The organism is Mesorhizobium silamurunense, assembly GCF_014843905.1.
Lineage (GTDB): Bacteria > Pseudomonadota > Alphaproteobacteria > Rhizobiales > Rhizobiaceae > Mesorhizobium > Mesorhizobium silamurunense.
Genome location: NZ_LPVS01000067.1, coordinates 75,623 through 96,744, shown reverse-complemented (window position 1 = coordinate 96,744; position 21,122 = coordinate 75,623). Strand labels below are relative to the sequence as shown.

At 60.4% G+C, this 21,122-nt stretch carries 16 protein-coding genes; 12 read left to right on the top strand and 4 right to left on the bottom strand.

The genetic code is table 11. The features are described 5' to 3' along the window. Positions 1-133 precede the first annotated feature (133 nt). The gene (locus AU465_RS18390) at positions 134-2,359 is read right to left on the bottom strand and encodes a mechanosensitive ion channel family protein (RefSeq protein ID WP_192250739.1); all 2,226 of its coding nucleotides are present in this window, start codon (positions 2,357-2,359) and stop codon (positions 134-136) included. A gap of 510 nt (positions 2,360-2,869) precedes the next feature. Between AU465_RS18390 and AU465_RS18380 the strand changes: the two genes are divergently transcribed. The 3 genes from AU465_RS18380 to AU465_RS18370 are packed head-to-tail and all read left to right on the top strand — an operon-like array spanning position 2,870 to position 6,517. Continuing rightward, positions 2,870-4,084 carry a glycosyltransferase family protein gene (locus tag AU465_RS18380; protein WP_192250736.1) on the top strand — a complete coding sequence of 405 codons (1,215 nt, stop codon included), beginning with the start codon at positions 2,870-2,872 and terminating at the stop codon, positions 4,082-4,084. Between the two features lies 1 nt (position 4,085). Then, a complete protein-coding gene (locus tag AU465_RS18375) occupies positions 4,086-5,330 on the top strand; it encodes a glycosyltransferase (RefSeq protein WP_192250733.1) in 1,245 nt (414 codons plus the stop codon). Continuing rightward, positions 5,327-6,517 (top strand): glycosyltransferase family protein, encoded by a 1,191-nt coding sequence (locus AU465_RS18370; RefSeq protein WP_210325150.1) that lies wholly within the window; start codon positions 5,327-5,329, stop codon positions 6,515-6,517. The genes AU465_RS18375 and AU465_RS18370 overlap by 4 nt, the downstream gene beginning before the upstream one ends. A gap of 94 nt (positions 6,518-6,611) precedes the next feature. On the opposite strand, the gene AU465_RS18365 is transcribed toward AU465_RS18370, so the two are convergent. Continuing rightward, positions 6,612-7,283 (bottom strand): class I SAM-dependent methyltransferase, encoded by a 672-nt coding sequence (locus tag AU465_RS18365; protein WP_192250727.1) that lies wholly within the window; start codon positions 7,281-7,283, stop codon positions 6,612-6,614. An 83-nt stretch (positions 7,284-7,366) separates the two neighbouring features. Between AU465_RS18365 and AU465_RS18360 the strand changes: the two genes are divergently transcribed. From AU465_RS18360 to AU465_RS18345, 4 genes are all read left to right on the top strand, one after another. Beyond that, the gene (locus AU465_RS18360; protein ID WP_192250724.1) at positions 7,367-7,729 is read left to right on the top strand and encodes a hypothetical protein; all 363 of its coding nucleotides are present in this window, start codon (positions 7,367-7,369) and stop codon (positions 7,727-7,729) included. Between the two features lie 16 nt (positions 7,730-7,745). After that, positions 7,746-10,460, top strand: a complete 2,715-nt coding sequence (locus tag AU465_RS18355) for an ABC transporter transmembrane domain-containing protein (RefSeq protein ID WP_192250721.1) — start codon at positions 7,746-7,748, stop codon at positions 10,458-10,460. 191 nt (positions 10,461-10,651) lie between these two features. After that, positions 10,652-11,101, top strand: a complete 450-nt coding sequence (locus tag AU465_RS18350; protein WP_192250718.1) for a cyclic nucleotide-binding domain-containing protein — start codon at positions 10,652-10,654, stop codon at positions 11,099-11,101. Positions 11,102-11,237: 136 nt separating this feature from the next. Beyond that, the gene (locus tag AU465_RS18345; RefSeq protein ID WP_192250714.1) at positions 11,238-12,092 is read left to right on the top strand and encodes an MBL fold metallo-hydrolase; all 855 of its coding nucleotides are present in this window, start codon (positions 11,238-11,240) and stop codon (positions 12,090-12,092) included. Between the two features lies 1 nt (position 12,093). On the opposite strand, the gene AU465_RS18340 is transcribed toward AU465_RS18345, so the two are convergent. Further along, positions 12,094-12,858 carry a polysaccharide deacetylase family protein gene (locus AU465_RS18340; protein WP_192250711.1) on the bottom strand — a complete coding sequence of 255 codons (765 nt, stop codon included), beginning with the start codon at positions 12,856-12,858 and terminating at the stop codon, positions 12,094-12,096. Beyond that, on the bottom strand, positions 12,855-13,943 hold the full coding sequence (locus AU465_RS18335; RefSeq protein ID WP_192250708.1) for a glycosyltransferase family 4 protein: 1,089 nt from the start codon (positions 13,941-13,943) through the stop codon (positions 12,855-12,857). The genes AU465_RS18340 and AU465_RS18335 overlap by 4 nt, the downstream gene beginning before the upstream one ends. A 74-nt stretch (positions 13,944-14,017) precedes the next feature. Here AU465_RS18335 and AU465_RS18330 point away from each other — a divergent pair, with 74 nt between their 5' ends. The 5 genes from AU465_RS18330 to AU465_RS18310 all read left to right on the top strand — a co-directional run bounded on the left by AU465_RS18330 (position 14,018) and on the right by AU465_RS18310 (position 21,120). Next, entirely contained in the window at positions 14,018-15,196 is a 1,179-nt protein-coding gene (locus AU465_RS18330; protein WP_192250704.1) for a DUF3095 domain-containing protein, read from the top strand. Positions 15,197-15,367: 171 nt separating this feature from the next. Beyond that, on the top strand, positions 15,368-15,508 hold the full coding sequence (locus tag AU465_RS18325; RefSeq protein WP_281396785.1) for a Rossmann-fold NAD(P)-binding domain-containing protein: 141 nt from the start codon (positions 15,368-15,370) through the stop codon (positions 15,506-15,508). 340 nt (positions 15,509-15,848) lie between these two features. Next, positions 15,849-17,189 carry an adenylate/guanylate cyclase domain-containing protein gene (locus AU465_RS18320; protein ID WP_192250701.1) on the top strand — a complete coding sequence of 447 codons (1,341 nt, stop codon included), beginning with the start codon at positions 15,849-15,851 and terminating at the stop codon, positions 17,187-17,189. A gap of 143 nt (positions 17,190-17,332) precedes the next feature. Next, entirely contained in the window at positions 17,333-19,225 is a 1,893-nt protein-coding gene (locus AU465_RS18315) for an ABC transporter ATP-binding protein (protein ID WP_192250698.1), read from the top strand. Beyond that, positions 19,222-21,120, top strand: coding sequence for an ABC transporter substrate-binding protein (locus AU465_RS18310; RefSeq protein ID WP_192250695.1), 1,899 nt, complete (start codon positions 19,222-19,224; stop codon positions 21,118-21,120). The genes AU465_RS18315 and AU465_RS18310 overlap by 4 nt, the downstream gene beginning before the upstream one ends. Positions 21,121-21,122 lie beyond the last annotated feature (2 nt).

Sequence of the window (21,122 nt, the reverse complement as noted above, 5' to 3'; positions counted from 1 at the left end):
ATCCTCAACCTTGCCACGCGACAGCCTACTAAAAAACCAGCGCGATGCGAACGGATTGAATTCCTTTGCTGTACGACAGTCAGTCCAGGATGCCGCAGAAAGCCGCGCTGTGACCGGCAGACGTGACGGCTTCCTACTCCGTTGTGCCGGCTTTTCTTCTGCGCCGGTTGGTGTGCGACTGCGCCACGGCCATTTTCAACGCGGGTGTGATCTCCAACGGCGCATGCTCTGCCCCATGTGGGCCCTGCAACCCCTGGACCTGAACGGTCGGGAACGGGAGTTCGATGCCCTGCTCTTTGAAGGCTTGGCGGATCCGTAGATAGAATTTGCCTTTCATGCCGAAGGCGCCTCCCGGTCTAGTTGTGACCTTGACCCTCAATACGATGCCGTACTCGCCGAACTCCTGTACGCCCTGCATTTTGATCGGTTCGATCACCCAGTGCTTGAATTCGGGATCTTCCGCCAGCTCGAGGCCAATTCGCTTGATCAGCTTGCGAGCGAAGTCGATATCGGTGTCATAGCCGACGGTGATGTTGAATTTGTCGGTAACCCAGTCTCGGCTCTGGTTCTGGACTGCGCCGAGTTCACCGAAAGGTATTGTGAACAGCGGCCCACGATGGTGTCGAAGCTTCACCGAGCGCAGCGAGAAGCTTTCCACCGTTCCCACATAACGGCCGGATGTAATGTATTCGCCGACACGAAACGCATCATCGAGCAGGAAAAACACGCCGGAAATGACGTCCTTGACGATGGTTTGCGCCCCAAATCCCACGGCGACGCCAACGACGCCGGCGCCGGCGATCAGCGGGCCGATCTGGATGCCCACCGAGGCGAGCATCATCAGCACCGCCATCACCACGATCACTGCCAGCAGAATGTTCTGGATGATCGGCAACAGCGTGCGCAGCCGCGCCTGCTGCGGATCGATGATCGGCACGTCCTCGTCGCCCATCACCGCGTGCGGTGTTTCGATGCCCAGCTTTCGTTCGATCAACGCTTTGATGATCGACCAGCCGAAATCGGCGGCAAGCGCAATGACGATGACATTGATCAGGCCGCGCAGTATGAGCGTGGTCGTCGTATCGCTGCCTTGCATGGACTGCATGTCCAGACCCCAGGCACGCGCGAGAAAATAAGCCGCCGCCAGGATGAAAATCATCCGGATTCCGCGATCGATAACAGCGATCGTCACCGCCGGGATCGTAGGCCGGCCAGCTTCTTCCGAGCCCGGCCGCAGGACGAAGTTGACCCCGCGCTGCGCCAGCACGATTGCCAAGGGCAGGAAGAACGCGGCGAAGGTAAACCAGAAGAGTACATAAAGGCCGGCGATCCGCTGCAGGAACAAAACGGCGAAATAGGACGTCAACAACCATGTCGCTGCCGTGTGACCGCTGCTTTGGCTCGCACCCTCCCGCTGGGTTCTTGGCCGACGCCAAACGGCAAGCAATAAGAGCACAAGCAGCACGAAATCGGCGCCTACCGACAGGACCATCATCCCATCCCGATCGATGCCGAGACCCGGCAAGAGGATGAACGCGGCGGCGAAGAAGGCGAAGACGCCGACGATCCGAGGTATCCAATAGAACCAATGGTCAGCCGTTTCGTTGGTGATCGGCAAAGCACGAACCTCGACGGCGTTCTCGACCTGCATGAAGGAAGGGACGAGCATGGCTGCGAGGTACATGCGCACACCAGCTGTAACGACTGCAGCCATCAGAAATGTCAGCACGATCTCGCGGATAAGCATTGGCCAATCGAACAACATGAACGCGCCGGCGCTGCCAAGCGCGAACGAGACGATCAGCAGGCTGGAGTAAAGCGTGCGGCCACCAATCTTCTTTGCCCGCCCGATGGGCGTATCCTTCGGCTGCGCGATGATCCAAAGACGAAACGGACGGGTGAGCCTGTACGTTGCCCAGGTGAGCGCCACGCCGGCAGCGATGAATATCGCGATCAGCAAAAGCACGCCGGCCGACCCCTTGCTGGACATATCGTCCATGGTCGCTGCCCGAACGCGTGCGAACTGACCTGGCAGCAAGGGCAAAGTCCGCACGATTCTTTCGATATGATGCTTGATCCGATCGAGCGTCGAGGATGCCATCGTATTCATCTGGCCAGGTGCGGGCACGGCATCGGACGATGCGTTGGCCGGCGAAGCTCCTGCATCGGCAGGCGCTCCCGTCGATCCGGCGCCCTGATTTCGTTGTTCAGCCACCCAGGCCTTGACTGACGGATCGTCGAGAAGCTCGAATAGCTGTTTGACCTTTTCAGGAGGGACGGTCGGCGCCTGCGCCTGTGCGGGACCAGCCAACAAGAGGGCGATTCCAAAGACGAGCGGCCTTGCAATCAGGACAAACATCGCGGTCGCATATCCGAGACGTCGTGCCGAGCGCGCCGGATTCCTGGCTACCAATCTTCGAACCATGAGCGGCATCGTGCGTAACCTTCCGGTCAAATCTGCAAGCAACGACATCTACGGCCGTCGTTCCCCCTACCTTTGAAGAAACCGATGTTGTGGTGCAAGACTTCATCGTTCCGAGCTAGACCGTTGCGCCGGGTGCTTGGCGGCATTCCAGCGAGCGAGCGTAGATCCATGGAGGGCTTCGGATCTTGGCGCGCCCATGTACACCTCGAAGTGCCGGTCTGGAGTGAAGAGCGCGATCTGGCCTTTCGCATTGCGCCGGTCGGCGCAGTGTGCATAGGAGTATATGAACTCGCGGATGCGGAGGCGATCTGCGGGCTTTCTTAGGCAATAGAAATTGAAAATTGCGCATTCATGTTTCAAAACAAGTCGGTAGACCCAGGATGGTTTCGAAGCCTGCGGGGTCGCCTACGGTCCTCAAGGCAAAATTCTAAAAGACGATCAAGAATGACCCAGCACGCACAAGATGCTCGAATTCTCATGTACAGCCACGACACGTTCGGGCTCGGCCACTTGCAGCGCTGCCGGACGATCGCGCATTCGCTCGTCGAGGATTTCCACGGACTGCAGGTGCTTATCATTTCGGGTGCGCCTATCGCTGGCGCCTTCGACTACCGCGCCCGTGTCGACTTCGTGAAGATCCCCAGCGTCATAAAGTTGCGCAACGGCGAATACACCTCGCTGGAAAAGGATATCGATCTGCATGAGACGCTAAGGATGCGCCAGTCGATCATCCGCCACACAGCCGAGACCTTCCGGCCGGATATCTTCATCGTCGACAAGGAACCGCTCGGCCTGCGCGGCGAGATTGAGGACACGCTATCCTACCTCAAGACGCGGGGCACCACGCTCGTGCTTGGCCTGCGCGAGGTGATGGATGCGCCGCACCTGCTCGAAGCAGAGTGGGCACGCAGGGATGTGATGCGCAAGATAGGCCTGTTCTACGACAAGGTCTGGGCCTATGGTCCGCCGGATTTTTACGATCCGTTAACCGGCTTGGACGTGCCGCCGGCTGTCAGGGCAAAGATGAGGTTCGTTGGTTTCCTGCAACGGAGCCTGCAGCGGAACGAGTTGCCCGGCCACCGGCCCGAGGGCGACTATATCCTCGTTACCACCGGTGGCGGCGGTGACGGCGCCGAACTGATCCACGAAGTCATCGATGCCTATCAGCAGGATCCGCACTTGCAGCATAGGGCGCTGATTGTGCTTGGGCCTTACATGCCGGCGCGCAAGCGCAACAAGCTGCTCAGGAAGGGGTCCAAGATCCCCTACATCAAGATCATCGAGTTCGACAACCGCATGGAAGACCTGATTGCCGGCGCCAAGGCGGTGGTGGCGATGGGCGGCTACAACACCTATTGCGAGATACTATCTTTCGACAAGCCGGCGCTGATCGTGCCGCGCGTCGAGCCGCGTGAGGAACAACTGATCCGCGCTCGGCGCGCAGCCGAACTCGGCCTCATCGAGATGCTTTTGCCGGAAGAAGCCAAGGATTCCCAGCGGTTTGCCGATGCACTGGTGGTACTGCCGGACCGGCCCCGCCCATCACAGAGCAATCCGCATCTGACGCTGGAAGGGCTGCCTCATATTTCCGAAATCGTCGCGGAACTGCTCGACCGGCGGGCCGGCCATCACCTTTCGGTCATTGAAGGGCTGAATTGAGTTGCAACATCGCAAGATCGTGGTGGTTCTGAAGGGCTATCCGCGGCTGTCGGAAACCTTCATCGCGCAGGAACTGCTCGGTCTGGAGCGTGCGGGGTTCGAGCTGATACTCGTCGCGCTCAGGCGGCCGACCGACGCAAAACGCCACCCCGTGCATGACGAGATCAAAGCGCCCGTCCACTATCTGCCGGAATATCTGCATGAAGAGCCGCTGCGCGTGGTTCGCTCGCTGTTTGCTCATCTGCTGCGGCCGGGCTTCTGGCGCGCGCTCGGATCGCTGGCTACCGATATCCCCCGCGACTTTACGCGCAATCGCGTGCGCCGCTTCGGGCAAGCGCTTGTGCTGGCGGCCGAATGGCCGGAAGGCGCGGGATGGTTGCATGCACATTTCGCACATACGCCGGCATCGGTGACGCGCTATGCCAGCCAGCTTCGTAGCCTGCCCTGGAGCTGCTCAGCCCATGCCAAGGACATCTGGACTTCGGCGGACTGGGATCTGGCTGGCAAGCTTGCCTCGGCGCGCTGGACGGTTACTTGCACGAAAACCGGCTTCGACCGTCTGAAAGAACTCTCCAACGGCAACTCGTCTGTGCATCTGAGCTATCATGGGCTCGACCTTGACCGCTTCGGCAGTTTCGGCGAGGCGCGAAAACAGCATGACGGCTCGGCGCCGGACGAACCGGTTATCGTTCTGAGTGTCGGGCGCGCCGTTCAAAAGAAAGGTTACGATACCTTACTGGAGGCCCTTGCCCTCTTGCCTGGCGATTTGGCGTGGCGTTTTGAGCATATCGGCAGCGGCGAGGAACTAGAACGGCTCAAGGCGCTTGCGCAAAAGCTCGGGCTGAATGGTCGCGTCTCCTGGAAAGGCGCGCTTGCGCAGGAGGAGGTGCTTCAGCACTACCGCCGCGCCGACATCTTCGCCCTGGCCTGCAGGATCACCGCAAATGGCGACCGGGACGGTCTGCCGAATGTTCTGGTGGAGGCGGCTAGCCAGCGGCTTGCCTGCGTGTCGACCGATATTTCCGGCGTGCCGGAGCTTTTATCGCCGGATGAAACCGGGCTGCTGGTTCCGACGGAAAACCCAATTGCCCTGGCACAGGCGCTGGAGCGCCTGATCCGTGATCCCGTGCTGCGCGCCCGCCTCGGCGACGCCGCAGAGCGGCGCGTGCGCGGCAATTTCGATCATATGGCAAGCATTGGACAGCTCAAGGAACTGTTCGAGCGCGAGTGGCGGGCCGCCGATTGAAGCGCGTCTTCCTCTATGTCCAGCACCTGCTCGGTATCGGCCATCTCGCGCGCTCCAGCCGCATCGCGGCGGCTCTGGTCGATGACGGGTTCGACGTAACCGTCGTGACCGGCGGAGCGCCGATGGCGGGGTTTCCGGGACTTGGGGTAAAATCTGTAACCCTGCCACCTGTCACCTCCGGTGATGAAGGATTTTCCGGACTTGTCGACCTGCAGGGCAAACCCATCGACGATGATTTCAAGAAACGGCGTTCAGAGATGCTGCTGCAGGCATACCGGGATTGCAGGCCTGATATCGTCGTTGTCGAGGCGTTTCCATTTGGACGCCGGCAGATGCGCTTCGAACTCTTGCCGCTGATCGAGGCCATCGACGCGACGTCGCCCAGACCGCTGCTGGCGACGTCCGTCCGTGATATCCTTCAGGAGCGCGTCAAGCCGGGCCGAAATGAGGAAACGGTCGATCTCATCAACCGGCATTTCGACCTTGTTATGGTCCACGGCGATCCGGCTTTCGCAACCATCGACAAGACATTTCCACTGGCTGGGGCGATCAGGGCCGAGGTCACCTACACAGGGCTCGTTGCCGCGCCGCCATCGCCCGCGGCCTCCGAGCGCTTCGACGTTCTGGTGTCGGTTGGCGGCGGGGCTGCCGGAAAGAGCCTTGTCAGCTCCGCCATCGCAGCGGCGCGGAATGCCAACAACGGTTGGACATGGTGTTTGATCACCGGCCCAAACCTGCCGAAAGACGAGTTTGACGCGATCGCACGCGATGCCACGCCGGGCCTGTCCATCTTTCGGTTCCGCGAGGATTTCGCCAGCCTGCTAGCCGGCGCCCGCCTGTCAGTCTCGCAGGCGGGTTACAACACGGTCTGCGATGTCCTGCGCGCGGGTTGTCGCTCCCTGCTTGTTCCATTTGCAGCCGGCGGGGAAACCGAACAAACGGTTCGCGCCCTGATGCTCGAAGAACTCGGTCTTGCAACGGTGCTGATGGAAAAGGACCTAACGCCTGAAGGTTTGGCGCAAGCGATCGAACAGGCGCTTGTGAGACCGAGGCCATCCGCGCATCGCCTCGATCTGGAAGGCGCGCGTCACTCGGCGCAAATCCTGCGCGAGAGGTATCGAACATGGTTCCTAAAAATGGGGCCTGGTTTCGGAAACGGGCATGATCAAACAGACGACGGATCCTAGAGCGGTTCATCGTTTCACGGAAACGCAGAACCGCTCTATCTCTTTGTTTTGACGCAATTCCGGACGGAAGGCTACGGCGAAGTCGCCGAATGCATTAAACAGTTCCAATCAGCATGAAGCGCGTATAATTTTTTGTCGGCAGTTCGCCGGAAAACCGCGTCTCCCGTAGCGCCGCCATTGCTTCGAAGGCTGCAAGTGAAGCCACGCAGTTGATGTGCGTCGGCTCGCTGAAATAATCGTTGGATTGCAGCAGTACATTCGTGCCCCGGGGGAGCAGAGCAAGCCAGGCGCGCAGATCGGCTATGTGTTCGCAGCTCGTGTTGACTATCAGGTCGGACCGCCCGGCCGCATAGTCGAGTGCGTACATATCTGCCGTCAGCGCCCGGAACCGGTCGCCGGCTTCCCGGTTGAGGGTCCGGGCGACCGGCGCGACTTCGGGATCGATGTCGATGCTATCGATCGCCGCGATGTCGAAGCGGGCGTCGTTGAAAAGCATTGCCGGCAATACGCCGTACCATCCACCCAGAACCCATATGCGCCCGAACCGGCCGCCGCAGCTTTCGAACAGCCTGTCGAGCGCCCACATCTTGCAGGCGACCTGCTTGTGGTTGAAGGCGTTGGCGATATCGGCCTTCGGATGCTTGCTGATGACGCGCGCCAGCCCTGCGACGAGAGGGTGGTTGACATAGGCAGCAATTCCCCGCGTGAGGTCCAAGGCTTGTTCGTGCTGGTCCATGCCGGCATTGCGTGGTTGCGTGACATCCATCATATTCGCCTTGTATGTTGGGATTTTGGGCGACACAACGCAATCTTGCCTCCCGCAAGGCTGTTTGATCCGCGGACGTGATTATGCCGCAAGCCGCTTCGCCATTGCCCGGTGCCGGAGAGAGCCTGTTGCATCTGTTCGGACCATCGGCGTCCATCCGCCAGCACCAGCGGCGCAGCTGCGGCCTCGTGCTGCTCGGCTATTCGTCAAAACCCTACGGAAGCCGCGATCCGTTTGGCCGGCTGCTTTCTTCGCCGATGAACAATGCCCATGTCGTTGTCATCGACCCTGCGCCGGAACTGGATCGCGCCGCCTCGCAGGTTCCTTCCATCGCTGATCGGAGGACAGCCTCCGCGCACTGCAGTTTCGAACTTGTCGCTGGCGGCGAAGAAATCGCCGATACGCCGTCCCCCGGCAGGTGCTTTTACATCCATCCTTCCAACTGAAGGTCCTCAGTCGCATATGGAACCCAGCCTAGCCCGCTATATCTGGACGCATACCAAGAAGCAGCAGGTCTGGATATTGATGATCGTCTTGCTTTCGATGATCCCGTATTTCATGTCCTTCGACCTGCCGAAGCTGATCGTCAACGGCCCGATCCAAGGTAAGGGCTTCGAGCAACCGGGCGCGACCCAGCCCTTCATGAGGCTACACTATAACCTGCCGTTCATTGGAGAGGTCCAGTTCTTCTCCGGTTTTCAGCTCGACCGCACGTCGACGCTGTTTGCCCTGAGCCTTGTGTTCCTCTTGCTAGTCGTCATCAACGGCCTGTTCAAACTCTACATCAACACCTACAAGGGCCGCCTCGGCGAACGCATGCTGCGGCGTATCCGCTTCGAACTGGTCGATCGTGTGCTGCGGTTTCCGCCGTTTTACTTCAAGCGGGTGAAATCCGCCGAAGTGGCGACCATGGTGAAGGACGAGGTGGAGCCGCTGGGCGGCTTCATCGGCGATGCCTTCCTGCAGCCAGTACTGCTCGGCGGCCAGGCGCTGACGGCCATGCTGTTCATCCTGGTCCAGAACCTCTGGCTCGGAATGGTAGCGGCCATGATCGTGGTGATCCAGATCGTGCTCATCCCGCGAATGCGGCGGCGGCTGATCGTGCTCGGGCGCAAACGGCAGTTGACGGCGCGCGCGCTTTCGGGCCGCGTTGGCGAAATCGTCGACGGCATCGGCGCGGTTCACGTCCACGATACATCAAACTACGAGCGCGCCGACATAGCTGCCCGGCTCGGGCTCATCTTTAAGATCCGCTTCGATCTTTACCAATGGAAATTCATGGTGAAGTTCCTCAACAATTTTCTCGCACAGGTCACGCCGTTTCTGTTCTACATGATCGGCGGGTATCTGGTTATCCAGGGGCGGCTGGACGTCGGCCAGCTCGTGGCCGTGATCGGCGCTTACAAGGACCTGCCCGGACCGATGAAGGAACTGATCGACTGGGATCAGGACCGGCAGGATGTCCAGGTCAAATATCAACAGGTCGTTGAACAGTTCACCGTCGAGGGTCTCATTGCGCCGCGAATCGGGGCATTGACGATCGACGATCCAGATCCGATGACCAACCCCCTGTCGGCGATCAGTCTGTCCATAGCAGACGATGGCGGTGCAATGCTCCTCGACCGTATCTCCCTCCAGGTCAAGCCTGGTGAGACGGTGGCGCTGGTCAGTACCGCAACAGGCGGAGCGGAGGCGCTTGCAGAGGCCTTCGCGCGGCTGAATTGGCCGGACAGCGGAAAGGTGGCTTCGGGCGCCGACGACCTGCTTGAACTCCCCGAAGCAGTGACCGGCCGGCGCATGTCCTATGCCTCGTCGGATGTTTTCCTGTTCCAGGCGAGCCTCCGCGATAACCTGCTCTACGGGTTGAAGCATGCGCCGCTGACATCAGTGACTTACGATGGTGCTGCGGCAGACCAGAACCGCTGGAACATCCACGAGGCGCGCCGGTCGGGCAATCCGGATCTTGATATCCACAGCGACTGGATCAACTATGCTTCCGCCGGCGCTACCGGCCCGAACGACCTCATTGAACCCGTGCGCCGGGTGCTCGACGCGGTTGTTCTGTCGCGCGATATCCTGGATCTTGGCTTGCGCTCTTCGGCCGACCTCACGCGTCACACGGAGCTTGCCGGGCGGATCGTCGAACTGCGTGCGGCGCTGCGAACGCGGCTGGAACACGAAGGGCTGAGCGGACTTGTGGTTCCTTTCGAACCGGGCGCCTACAACAAGGAAGCAACGATCGGCCAAAACCTGCTTTTCGGCGCCGCCGCCGGCCCCGAATTGGCCGACAGGGCCCTGGCGGCCAATTCCTATTTTGCTTCTGTGCTGAGGCAAGCCGGCCTCGACCGCACGCTCTACGAAATGGGCATGGAGATCGCCGAACAGGCGATCGAGCTGTTTGCCGACCTGCCGCCCGATCACCAGTTCTTCCAGCAGCTCGCCTTCATGAGCGCCGAGGAGATACCCGCCTACGAAACCTTGCTGCAACGGCTCAAGAACCGTCCCTACGAGGCGGTTTCGGAGAACGACCGCGCCATGATCGTCACCTTGAGCTTTGCCTATATCGAGCCCCGGCACCGTTTCGGCCTGCTGAGCGACGAGCTGATGAGCAAGATCGTGGCTGCACGCAACCGGTTCTATGAAAACCTGCCGTCCGAGCTGCAAAATGCGGTCGAACGGTATGATCCTGCCAGATACATTGCCGCGGCTACCGTCATGGACAATGTCCTGTTCGGGCGTGTGGGCAACAACCATCCCGACGCACCGGACCGCATACGCTCCATCGTCTACGACATTCTTGACGAACTGGGACTTTATGCCGAACTTTTGAATGTCGGCCTGGACTTCAACGTCGGTGCCGGCGGCAGGCGGTTGACCGGTGGACAGCGACAGAAGCTCGATGTTGCCCGGGCCCTGCTCAAGCGTCCCGATTTTCTCATTCTCAACCGGCCGCTGTCGGCGCTCGACCAGCGCATGCAGGATAAGGTGCTGCGAAACGTGCTCGAGGAAGCCAGACGCGACGGCCATTCGCCGGCAATTGTGTGGGTCGTGACGAATCCGGCAATGGGGATGATGTTCGATCGCGTTGTCGTCTTCGACTCGGGTCGTTTGGTGGAGGACGGAACACACGAGACACTTTTGGCAGGGAACGGTATTTTCAAGGAACTGCTGTCATAGAGCATTGGACATTCAGATGGGATCGTTCTGCCGGTGGGAACTTGCTGCAAGGTCAAGGGATTCGGGTTTCCGGCTGATCGGGCTCGCCACCTTTCGCGTGGTTCGTCTCGCCATCCGGAAACAGAATTGATTCCATCTGGGTGTCGGTTGTTCTAGTCTCGCAGACGCGAATTTTGGGAAGGTTTGCGACAATGCTGCTCAAGGATGAGGTTGGAATGCTGCAACGCGTTCCCTTGTTCTCTGGCATAGAGCCGACAAAGCTCAAGCTGCTTGCGTTCACATCCGATCGCGTGAGCTATAGCGCCGGCCAGATCCTTTTCCGGCAGGGCGACGAGGGAGACGCCGCCTATGTCATCCTTTCAGGCAGGGCGGATATTCTGGTCGATTCCGACAGCGGACCGATAAAAGTTGCCGAACTGGTGCCAAATTCGATTGTTGGCGAGATCGCCATATTGTGCAACAGCTCCCGCACGGCCACCGTCAGAGCGGCATGTCCGCTGGAAGCCTTGAGAATCCGCAAGGATCATTTCCTGAGGCTTATGAAGGAGTTCCCGGAAATGACCATCGAGATGGTGCGGGTTCTTGCCGATCGCCTGAGCCATACGACTGCGGATCTGATCGACGCACGAAGCGCCAAATAACGAATGACCTGGGCTCGATCCTCGCTGTCGTGATGGCACTGTCCTCTTATTGATAAGGTCACCAGGAGAAAAACCTTGTCTCGCTTAGCAGCAGTTGTTTGGCTACGATGGGCGACGGGGACTGCGAAGGGCTAGCATGGACGACGACGTTTTCCTGGTCAGGTTTTGGGGCGTGCGCGGCAGTATTTCGGTATCGGGGCCAGAATTCTCTCGCTATGGCGGCAACACAATCTGCATTGAGATGCGATGCGGTAAGCATACGCTTCTCTTCGACGCGGGCTCTGGCCTACGGGCTGCGGGCCGGGCGCTTCGGGCGTCGGGCGTGACCGATTTCGACCTGCTTTTCACCCACTGCCATTACGATCACATCATCGGTCTGCCATTTTTTGTGCCGATCTATGACCGGAGCGTCAAGGTTACGCTTTGGTCCGGGCATCTTGCAGGACGCGTGACGACCCGGCAGATGGTCGACGAGTTCATGCGGCCGCCGTGGTTTCCGGTGAAACTGGATGTCTGCAAGGCAAGCCTCGACTGCCGCGATTTCGTATCCGGAGACGTGCTTCGGCCGCGCGAAGGCGTGGTGGTCCGAACCGGCAGTCTTATCCATCCGGGCGGCTGCATAGGCTACCGGGTGGAATGGGGTGGCCGCGTCGTGGCGGTGATCACAGACACTGAGCACGAGCCGGACAAACTCGATCAGACGGTGCTCGGCCTGATCGAAGATGCCGACCTCGTCATTTACGACTGCACCTACACCGAGGAGGAAATGGAACGCCACCGCGGTGACGGGCACTCGACATGGCAACACGGCGTCAAGCTCTGTGAGGCGGCCGGTGCGCGGAGGCTTGCGCTGTTTCACCACGATCCGACACGCACCGACGAGCAACTGGACGAGATCGAGAAACTGGCTAAAGACAGGTTTGCCGGCGCATTTGCCGCGCGGGATGGCCAGACGCTCAAATTTCCAGTCTCATTGCACAAAGAGCGATGAGTTATTTTCCTCCACCGGCATAGCGCCCAATCAATGTCTTGATCGGAAGCCATGCGCAGGCTTCAGTCTGTGCGGTGACTGTGAACAGCCGTTCGAGGAAAAGCCAGGCCGATTCATCATGTACAAGATGGTGGGTGAGCAGGCCGACCGGTTCGCCGCCGTCGAATGCATGCCGCAGTTGCGCGATAATGGCCTGAACCAACACGCCATGATCGCGGCAACCGCGCGTGCCATGCCAATCCATGATGTCGACATTGCTGTTGATGACCGCCAGCGAAGCCGGCTTCGGCGGCCCATAGACCGACAATGCCGCAAATCCTATCGATCCAAGGTCGGATACCAAGCCGGCGTCGATCCTGTTCCAGGGTGGCACCAGCATCGGAACGGCACGTGCGCCGTGCAGGCCGGTTACGTGCGACAGCCCGCGAGCCAGATCATCGAGCACCGCCTCGCGTGGCCGATGCGGGCCGAGCTCCTGCTTTTTCTGGTCCTCGGGCGCATGATTTCGGTGCGCCCAGCCATGGATGGCGACCGTGGCATGCGGCGCCTCGTCAAGCCGGGTGACAAGCTTCTCATCAGTCATGGCCGGAATGACGGCCAGAGTGACCGGAACCGCGAATTCACCGGTGAGGTCGAGCAGCCGATCAAGCGCAGGCGTCGGATCCACGGCGTCATCGTCGCGCAGCCAGAATTCTGCCTTACGGTCCGCCCGTTGCCGGCACGCCAGTTCTTCCACCAAGGGTTGCCAGATCTGATCGGATGTCATGAAGCCGGGATCCTCGCAAGAAGTTCGGCCAGACGCGCCGCCGCAGCACCGAGGGAACGTTCTTCGAGGATGAAACGTCTGGCTTCTGCAGCCATGATGGTTCTTTCGTCGTTACGGACCAGAAGCCTTTCAATGGCAGAAGCGAACGCCGCCACATCGTCCGGCGGGGTGAGAAACCCAGCCTGGCCATCTCGCACGACCTCCGGCACGCCCGCGATGTCCTGAGCCACCACCGGAAGGCCGGCGGCCTGTGCTTCAAGATAGGCAACGCCATAGGCCTCGCCGAAACCCGGCCAGACGTAAATTCCCCCGCTGTAGAGGACATCCGGCACGGCGGCCGGCTCGATCGCGCCAAGCCATTCGATACGGTCGGCGGGCAAGCCGACGAATTGCGCTTTGACCTCTTCACGGGCAGGCCCGTCCCCGACGACCGACATGGTCCAGGGCAGGTGGCCGATCGAACCGAGCGCTTGCGCCAGCATGCGATAGCTTTCGACTTTGTCGCCCGGGCGCATCATGGCGACGGTAACGAGGCGCGTCGGACTACCCCGAGCCGGCGTCTCTCGGAATACCGATGTGTCGATGAAGGGCGAAAGCATGCCGAAAGCGGCGCCGGGTATCGCATCTGCCAGTCCCTGACGATCCCTTTGCGTGAAGCAGACGTTCAGCGCCGCCTGTTCGACGGCTCGCGCCACCAACGCTTGCGTATCGGCCCACAAACCGGCATTGCGCCGCCTCGAATAGGAGGCTTCCGCTGTCACATAGGGGACAGCAAAGGCCGATGCCAGCGCGGGCCCGATCAGGTCGGGCGCCTTGTAATAGGGATGATAGGAGAACCACAGATCGGGCTTGCCGTCACGATCCCAAAGCCTTGTCAGCCGCGCGGCTTCATCTTCGGCCTCGATCTTGAGCGCATCGAAACTTTTCGACTCCGGTTCCCGTAGATAGAAGCGCAATTCGGATGCCAGTTCGACGCTATGCCCTCCATGCTCCAGCGCCTTGACCAGCATCCGTGCCATCTGGCGGTCGCCGGAGGCGACGGGATGATTGGGTGACTTCAGCGGCGCGTAGAAGGCAATTCGCATCGCCGAACCCTATCATCGGAACGCCAGCGCAAGTCAATTTCGAAGCACGATCGACTTCACCTTCAAGCAGTGGAATGTGCTATTTGATGCTCATGGAAACACCTGCCGCGTCCGACCCGTTTGTCGCTTCTCTGCCGGTCTTCGCAAAGTTCGAAAGCGTTGCCGATATCGACAACTATCGGCCTCTCCCCGATGGCTGGGCGCTGGCCACCGCCGACATCGTCGGCTCGACCAAGGCGATCGAGGCTGGGCGCTATAAAACCGTCAATATGGCCGGCGCCAGCGTCATTTCGGCGCTGCTCAATGCGCTGCGTCGGCAAGATCTTCCCTTTGTCTTCGGCGGCGACGGCGCGCTCGTGGCGTTTCCCGGCTCGGCGCTGGAGATCACCCGCAACGCGCTGGCCGCTGTCCAAAGATGGGTGGCGGACGAACTGGACCTGACCTTGCGTGCCGCAATCGTGCCGATAAAGGATATAAGAGCGCAAGGCCTCGACGTTCGCGTGGCGAGGTTCCAGGCCTCCGAAGCGGTCTTCTATGCCATGTTCGCCGGCGGTGGCGGCAGTTGGGCGGAAGCCGAGATGAAAGCGGGGCGCTACCGCATCGATCCTGCGCCGGCCGGCACGCGGCCGGACCTGACCGGCCTCTCCTGCCGCTGGAACCCAATCGAAGCTCGGCATGGCGAAATCGTCTCGATCATAGCCATACCGGGGGCGTCGCGCGACTTGCGCGGTTTTCAGTTCCTGGCTTCCGACATTATCGCCCTTGCCGGCAGGCAGGAACGCGATGGCCACCCGGTGCCAGTGAACGGGCCGGGCTACAGTTTGCTGCCCGCCGGCCTGGATATCGAGGCGCGGGCCGTGGCGCCGCCAGGACGGCGGTGGCTGTCGAAGCTGTGGATAGTGTTCCTGATGACGCTTACGGCTGTCACCGATAGATATGGCTGGACCATCGGCCGTTTCGATCCCAAGATCTACAAACGCGACGTGGCGAGCAATTCGGATTTCCGGAAGTTCGACGACGGCTTGAAGATGACCATCGACGTTGACGCGGATGTGTTGCAACGGATCGAGAACCGGCTGAAACAGGCGGAAGAGGCCGGCATCTGCACCTATGGCCTGCACCGCCAGAAATCGGCCTTGATGACATGCCTCGTCGCCTCGCCGCTGCAGCGCGATCACGTTCATTTCATCGATGGCGCCGCCGGCGGCTATGCAATGGCTGCCGCAAGCCTGAAGGCGAAGGTGCCGGTTTGATGACGGCCTGCGGAAATCGATCTTCCGCAATATGCCTCGGCCATGGTTCTTAGAACCAAGTGAGCCTCGCCATGGGAACGGACAGCCTGTCCGAATTTGACGGGAAGCAGATTTTTGGACGCCTCACGATCGATACGCGCGCCGCGCAAGCCGGCGTGATCGGACTAGGCTATGTCGGGTGCTGTCGTCGCTGCAACCGACCACGACGCGATCGACTATCAGACGATCGCTGATCACGCCCTTCTGATCGTCGACACACGCAATGTTTTTGGCAGCCTCGGGCTGGACGGAGAGACGGTCTTGAAGGCCTGACGGCGTCTGAGCCGGCGAATTTTTTGCCCGATGTCAGGATCATGATTGCACTCCGCCGGCAGCCTCGCCACATAACGCCACAGAACATAGATGCAGTTGCGCCTGCTCCTTGGCCGCAAAGACAGTCATCCGGGAAATTCTTCGCCGCTTTTGCCGCCGAAGCCTGCCTCTTTGACTTCCGGGGGCTTACCTTTGGGTCGTTGGCGAACTGTGTTATGGCGGATCAACGGATAATGGCTCCGTTTTCGGCGGGTTGCGAGAGAGCATGAGTCTCGTTGGCGAACTGTGTTATGGCGGATCAACGGATAATGGCTCCGTTTTCGGCGGGTTGCGAGAGAGCATGAGTACAGCGCAAGCAGAAATTTCCACCATTCTCATGGATAAGGTTGCCGATTGGCTGAACCAATCGGCGCTTGCGGGCAACGACCTGGAAACATTGGTAAAAGGCTTTTGCGAACGGCTGGCTGCTGCCGGCCTGCCGCTGAAGCGGGTGCATTTGAGCTTTTCGATGCTTCATCCGCTTTATGATGCGCTTGGCTTCACCTGGGCTCGCGGCCAGGGCATGGAAGTGGAAAGCTTCCGCAGTAAGCCCGGCGTGCCGTCTGACAGATTCCTGACCAGCCCATACTACCATCTGCTGAGCAATAAGCTCGACCATCTGCGACGCCGGCTCGACCCGTCGGTGCCGCCGGAGTTTCCTGTTTTCGATGATCTCAGGCTTATGGGCGTCACCGACTACATGGCTTTCGTCCTTCCCTTCAATGGCAACACCAGTCAGGGCATGATGGGGTCTTGGTCCACCGACAGCGCCGCAGGCTTCAGCGAGAGCATGATTTCGGCGCTGCTGCGCATTCAGAGCCATCTCGCGATCGCAACCAAGATGGCGGTGCTCACCAAGCTCGCCGACAACATGATGACCACTTATCTCGGCGGCGACGCCGGCAGGCGCGTGCTTGACGGTCAGATCAAGCGCGGCGAGGGCGATACAATCCGGGCCGCACTGGTCATGGGCGATATGCGCGGGTCGTCAAGGCTTGCCGAAACCTCCGGCCGCGAAATCTATATCGATACGCTGAACCAGTTTTTCGACGCCGTTGCTGCACCTTTCAATCGCAAAGGCGGGCAGATCATGAGTTTCATAGGGGACGGCTTCATTGCCGTCTACCCTTGCGAAAGGCACCGCTCGCAATCCGAGATCGCCTGCCAGGCTGCTCTTACGGCAGCGCACAAGGCCACCGCGCGCATGATGGATCTCAATCTGCGAAGAAAGGAAAAGGGGTTATCCGACATAAAATTTGGTATCGGCCTGCATGTCGGCAATGTGATGTTCGGCAATGTCGGGCTTACCGACCGGCTCACATTCTCTGTCTTCGGCTCGGCTGTAAACGAGGTCCAGCGTCTCCAGATCCTGACCAAGAAATATCCGCACAGCGTTCTCGCCAGCAAAGACTTCGCCAGCTATTGCGGCGCCAACAGCTGGCTGACGCTCGGCAACGAGGAACTGGCAGGCATCAAGCAGAAGCTGACGGTGCTTTCACCCGATCTGTCGGGTGCTCTCGCACTCGATGAAGACGGTGCGCTGGAGCCGATTTACGACCGAAGATCGGACGCCGAGCAGGTCATGCTGCTTCACCGTGATGCCGCGCGGCTATCGGCGGGCGACCCGAGGAAGCTCCAGTAACCGCCACGATCTGATCCGAACGCCTTTGGTAGGCGTCCGGTCGCCGGTCCCGCCGCCGGCGTCCGTTTCGAATCCAAGTTGCTCTAGGCTGGCAATGCGCTAGTCTCGCTTTCTGGACCTGCCAGAGTGGGGCTGGTGTGAGAATGAATTCGGGCGTTGATCTGCTGCGGATCGAGGATGTTGGCATCTCTTTTGCCATTATCGGGGGACCGTTGCATGCCGTCAGGCGCGCAAATCTTCGCGTCCTGCCCGGCAAGGTTACCGCGCTTGTGGGCGAGTCAGGTTCCGGAAAATCGGTTCTCAGCCAGGCAGTGATGGGCATTTTGCCGAACACAGCCCATGTTCGCGGCCGTATTCTGTTTTCCGACCCTGAAAAGCCCGGCACGACGCAGGATATCCTGCAGATGCCGCGTGATGGACCCGAAATCCGCGCGTTGAGAGGCAGCCGTATCGGCAAGATCTTTCAGGAGCCGATGACATCGCTGTCGCCGTTGCACACGATCGGCAACCAGGTCAGTGAATCCCTGCAGATTCATACGCCCATGGCTCGGGCGGAGCGCAAGGCGCGGACCGAGGAAATGCTCAGCCTCGTCGGCTTTCCCAATCCCAAGCGCGCCTATGACATGTATCCCTTTGAACTTTCGGGAGGGTTGCGTCAACGCGCCATGATCGCCATGGCGCTTATCTGCCGGCCCGCCCTGTTGATCGCTGACGAGCCGACGACGGCGTTGGATGTCACCATCCAGGCGCAAATCCTGCAATTGCTGCGCGGGCTTCAGACCAAGCTGAACATGGCGATGCTGCTGATCACGCACGACCTCGGCGTGGTCGCCAATGTCGCCGACGAGGTGGTGGTCATCTACCATGGCGAGATCATGGAAGCGGGACCTGTCGAGGCGATATTCCGCCGGCCAGGTCACCCTTACCTGAAGGGCCTGATGGCAGCCGTTCCGCATTTCGACCTGAAGCCTGGCGAAAGGCTAAAGGCGCTCCGCGAGGTGCCGGTGAATGTCGAGAATCTGCTCGGCAAGCAGACGGCGCCGGCATCGCAGGGGCCGGACGACATTCTGCTGTCGGTCAGGGATCTGAAAAAGACCTTCACCATCCGCAAGTCCGGATGGTTCGGCGGCGATCATCAAACCTCCGTTCGCGCCGTGGACGGCGTGAGCTTCGATATCAGGCGGGGTGAGTGCCTGGGTCTGGTCGGCGAAAGCGGCTCCGGCAAAACCACCGTCAGCAAGATCCTCATGCGGGCTGTCACCCCTAGCGGCGGCTCCGTGATCTTCAACGGCCGCGATGGACCGATCGACGTCCTGGAAGGCGAGGGGGACGCCCTGCGCATGCGCGCGAAAATCCAGATGGTCTTCCAGGATCCGGTTTCGTCGCTTTCACCTCGCATGACGGTGGAGAACATCTTGAGCGAGCCGCTGGAAATCCATCAACGCGGCAATGCCGCGTCCCGACTCGCCACGGTCAAGAGCCTGATGCAGGCAATCGGGCTCGATCCGCGCTTCATCAAACGTTATCCGCATAGTTTCTCCGGCGGGCAGCGTCAGCGTATCGGCATCGCGCGCGCGTTGGCGCTGGGGCCTGAACTACTGATCTGCGACGAGCCGGTTTCGGCGCTCGATGTCTCTGTCCAGGCGCAGATCCTGAACCTTCTGAAGGACCTGCAGAAGGAACTGGGCCTGACCTACCTGTTCATATCCCACAACCTGGCAGTGGTGGACTACATGGCAGACCGCATCGCGGTGATGTGCGGCGGGCGTATCGTCGAGCTTGCGCCACGCGAAATTCTGCTTAGGAAACCGGTCCACCCCTACACGCGCTCACTGGTCGCCGCAGTACCTTTCCCCGATCTCGACAGGCCGATGGATTTCAAGACGCTGAAGCTCAGCGGCGCTTCCGACACCAGCGCATGGGGACCGCAATTCCGCGACGAGGGCGACGAGGATATGCTGTCGCCGCTCGATCTTGGCGGCGGCCACCTCGTGCTGGCCCGACGTTCGGCCGATGTCAGCGAGCTACGCCATTGATCAGCCGGCGCACCGTCCTTGGGCTCATGGCTTCGGCATTTCTGCCGGGCACGTTGCGCGCCGGCGATCTGGAGCCGGAATTTCTTCAGCCGCAGCTGAAGGCCAGGGCGCTGCCGGCACTCGCCGAACGCCTGCCCAAGCGCCCGCGCGCGTTGAATCTCGCTGCGATGGGCCGGCAGCCCGGCCAGTATGGCGGCACGCTGCGCACGATCATCGGCAGCCAGAAAGATATCCGGATGATGACGATCTACGGATATGCTCGCCTGGTCGGCTATGATGAAAAGCTTAACTTGCAAGCCGACATTCTCGAAAGTTTCGACGTAGCGGATGATCGCGTCTTCACTTTCAAAATACGGGAAGGACATAAATGGTCTGACGGCAGCCTGCTGACGCCGGAGGATTTTCGCTATTGCTGGGAAGATGTCTGGCTCAACGATGAGCTTTCGCAAGGCGGGCTCGCCCCGGCGCTGCTGGCGGACGGCAAGCCGCCACGCTTCGAGATCGTCGATCCGTTGACGGTCCGCTATAGTTGGGATGCGCCCAATCCCGATTTCCTGCCCAAGCTCGCTGCTGCTTCGCCGTTATCGCTTGTTCTGCCGGCCGCCTATCTCAAGCAGTTCCACAAGAAATACCAGGATCCATTCCGGCTCGCCGGCCTAATGGAGGAGAACCGGGCCCAGAAATGGACGCTCCTGCATATCCGCATGTCGCGGCAGTATCGACCGGAGAACCCGGAACTGCCGACGCTCGATCCCTGGCGGAACCGGACCAAGCCGCCGGCTGAGCAGTTCGTCTTCGAGCGGAACCCGTTCTTTCATCGAATAGACGAGAATGGCCGGCAACTGCCGTACATTGACCGGGTTGTCATGAATGTCAGCTCGTCGGCGATCATTTCCGCCAAGACCGGTGCGGGCGAGAGCGACCTGCAATGCATGGGAATCGACTTTGCCGACTACGCCTTCCTGAAGGACGCGGAGAAGCGCTACCCGGTGAAGATGCACCTGTGGAAACGCACACAGGGTTCGCGGCTGGCGCTGCTGCCCAATCTGAATTGTGCCGACCCGGTGTGGCGTGGCCTTCTTCGCGACGTACGCGTGCGCCGCGCGCTTTCGCTCGCAGTGGATAGGCGCGAGATCAATTTGGCCGTGTTCTACGGATTGGCTCAGGAAAGTGCCGATACGGTCCTGCCGGAGAGCCCGCTCTACCGGCCGGAATTCGCGAAAGCCTGGGTCGCCCACGATCCCGACCGAGCCAACGCCCTGCTCGACGAGGTCGGGCTTAAGGCGCGCGACGATGACGGTCTGCGGATCCTTCCCGATGGACGCCCGGCGCAGGTCATCGTGGAAACGGCCGGCGAAAGCACGCTGGAAACCGACGCGCTCGAACTCATCACCGATCACTGGCGGCAGGTCGGCATCGCCCTGTTCGTCCGGACTTCGCAGCGCGACATCTTCCGCAGCCGCGCGCTAGGTGGCGAGATCATGATGTCGATTTGGTCGGGCATCGACAATGGCGTGCCGACCGCCGACATGAACCCGTACCAGTTGGCCCCCACCATCGACGACCAACTGCAATGGCCGCTCTGGGGTGCCCACTACTTGTCTCACGGCACGGTCGGCGAGGCGCCCGACCTTCCACCTGTGGTCGAGTTGATGGCTTTGCTCAAGCGCTGGAACGAATCGACCGAAGCCACGGAGCGCGCCGAAATCTGGAATTCAATGCTGTCGATCTACACCGATCAGGTGTTTTCGATCGGCACGGTGAACGGAACGCATCAGCCGGTTCTAGCGTCCTCGCGGCTGCGCAATCTGCCTGACAAGGCGCTCTACGGCTACGACCCGACCGCCTATTTCGGTGTCTACATGCCGGACACATTCTGGCTTGGAGAGACCTGAGC

Bases quoted from the DNA above. Each gene is read 5' to 3' on its own strand.
- AU465_RS18390 (WP_192250739.1), bottom strand. From the start codon at position 2,359: ATGTTTGTCCTGATTGCAAGGCCGCTCGTCTTTGGAATCGCCCTCTTG.
- AU465_RS18380 (WP_192250736.1), top strand. From the start codon at position 2,870: ATGACCCAGCACGCACAAGATGCTCGAATTCTCATGTACAGCCACGAC.
- AU465_RS18365 (WP_192250727.1), bottom strand. From the start codon at position 7,283: ATGGATGTCACGCAACCACGCAATGCCGGCATGGACCAGCACGAACAA.
- AU465_RS18360 (WP_192250724.1), top strand. From the start codon at position 7,367: ATGCCGCAAGCCGCTTCGCCATTGCCCGGTGCCGGAGAGAGCCTGTTG.
- AU465_RS18355 (WP_192250721.1), top strand. From the start codon at position 7,746: ATGGAACCCAGCCTAGCCCGCTATATCTGGACGCATACCAAGAAGCAG.
- AU465_RS18350 (WP_192250718.1), top strand. From the start codon at position 10,652: ATGCTGCTCAAGGATGAGGTTGGAATGCTGCAACGCGTTCCCTTGTTC.
- AU465_RS18345 (WP_192250714.1), top strand. From the start codon at position 11,238: ATGGACGACGACGTTTTCCTGGTCAGGTTTTGGGGCGTGCGCGGCAGT.
- AU465_RS18340 (WP_192250711.1), bottom strand. From the start codon at position 12,858: ATGACATCCGATCAGATCTGGCAACCCTTGGTGGAAGAACTGGCGTGC.
- AU465_RS18335 (WP_192250708.1), bottom strand. From the start codon at position 13,943: ATGCGAATTGCCTTCTACGCGCCGCTGAAGTCACCCAATCATCCCGTC.
- AU465_RS18330 (WP_192250704.1), top strand. From the start codon at position 14,018: ATGTGCTATTTGATGCTCATGGAAACACCTGCCGCGTCCGACCCGTTT.
- AU465_RS18325 (WP_281396785.1), top strand. From the start codon at position 15,368: ATGTCGGGTGCTGTCGTCGCTGCAACCGACCACGACGCGATCGACTAT.
- AU465_RS18320 (WP_192250701.1), top strand. From the start codon at position 15,849: ATGAGTACAGCGCAAGCAGAAATTTCCACCATTCTCATGGATAAGGTT.
- AU465_RS18315 (WP_192250698.1), top strand. From the start codon at position 17,333: ATGAATTCGGGCGTTGATCTGCTGCGGATCGAGGATGTTGGCATCTCT.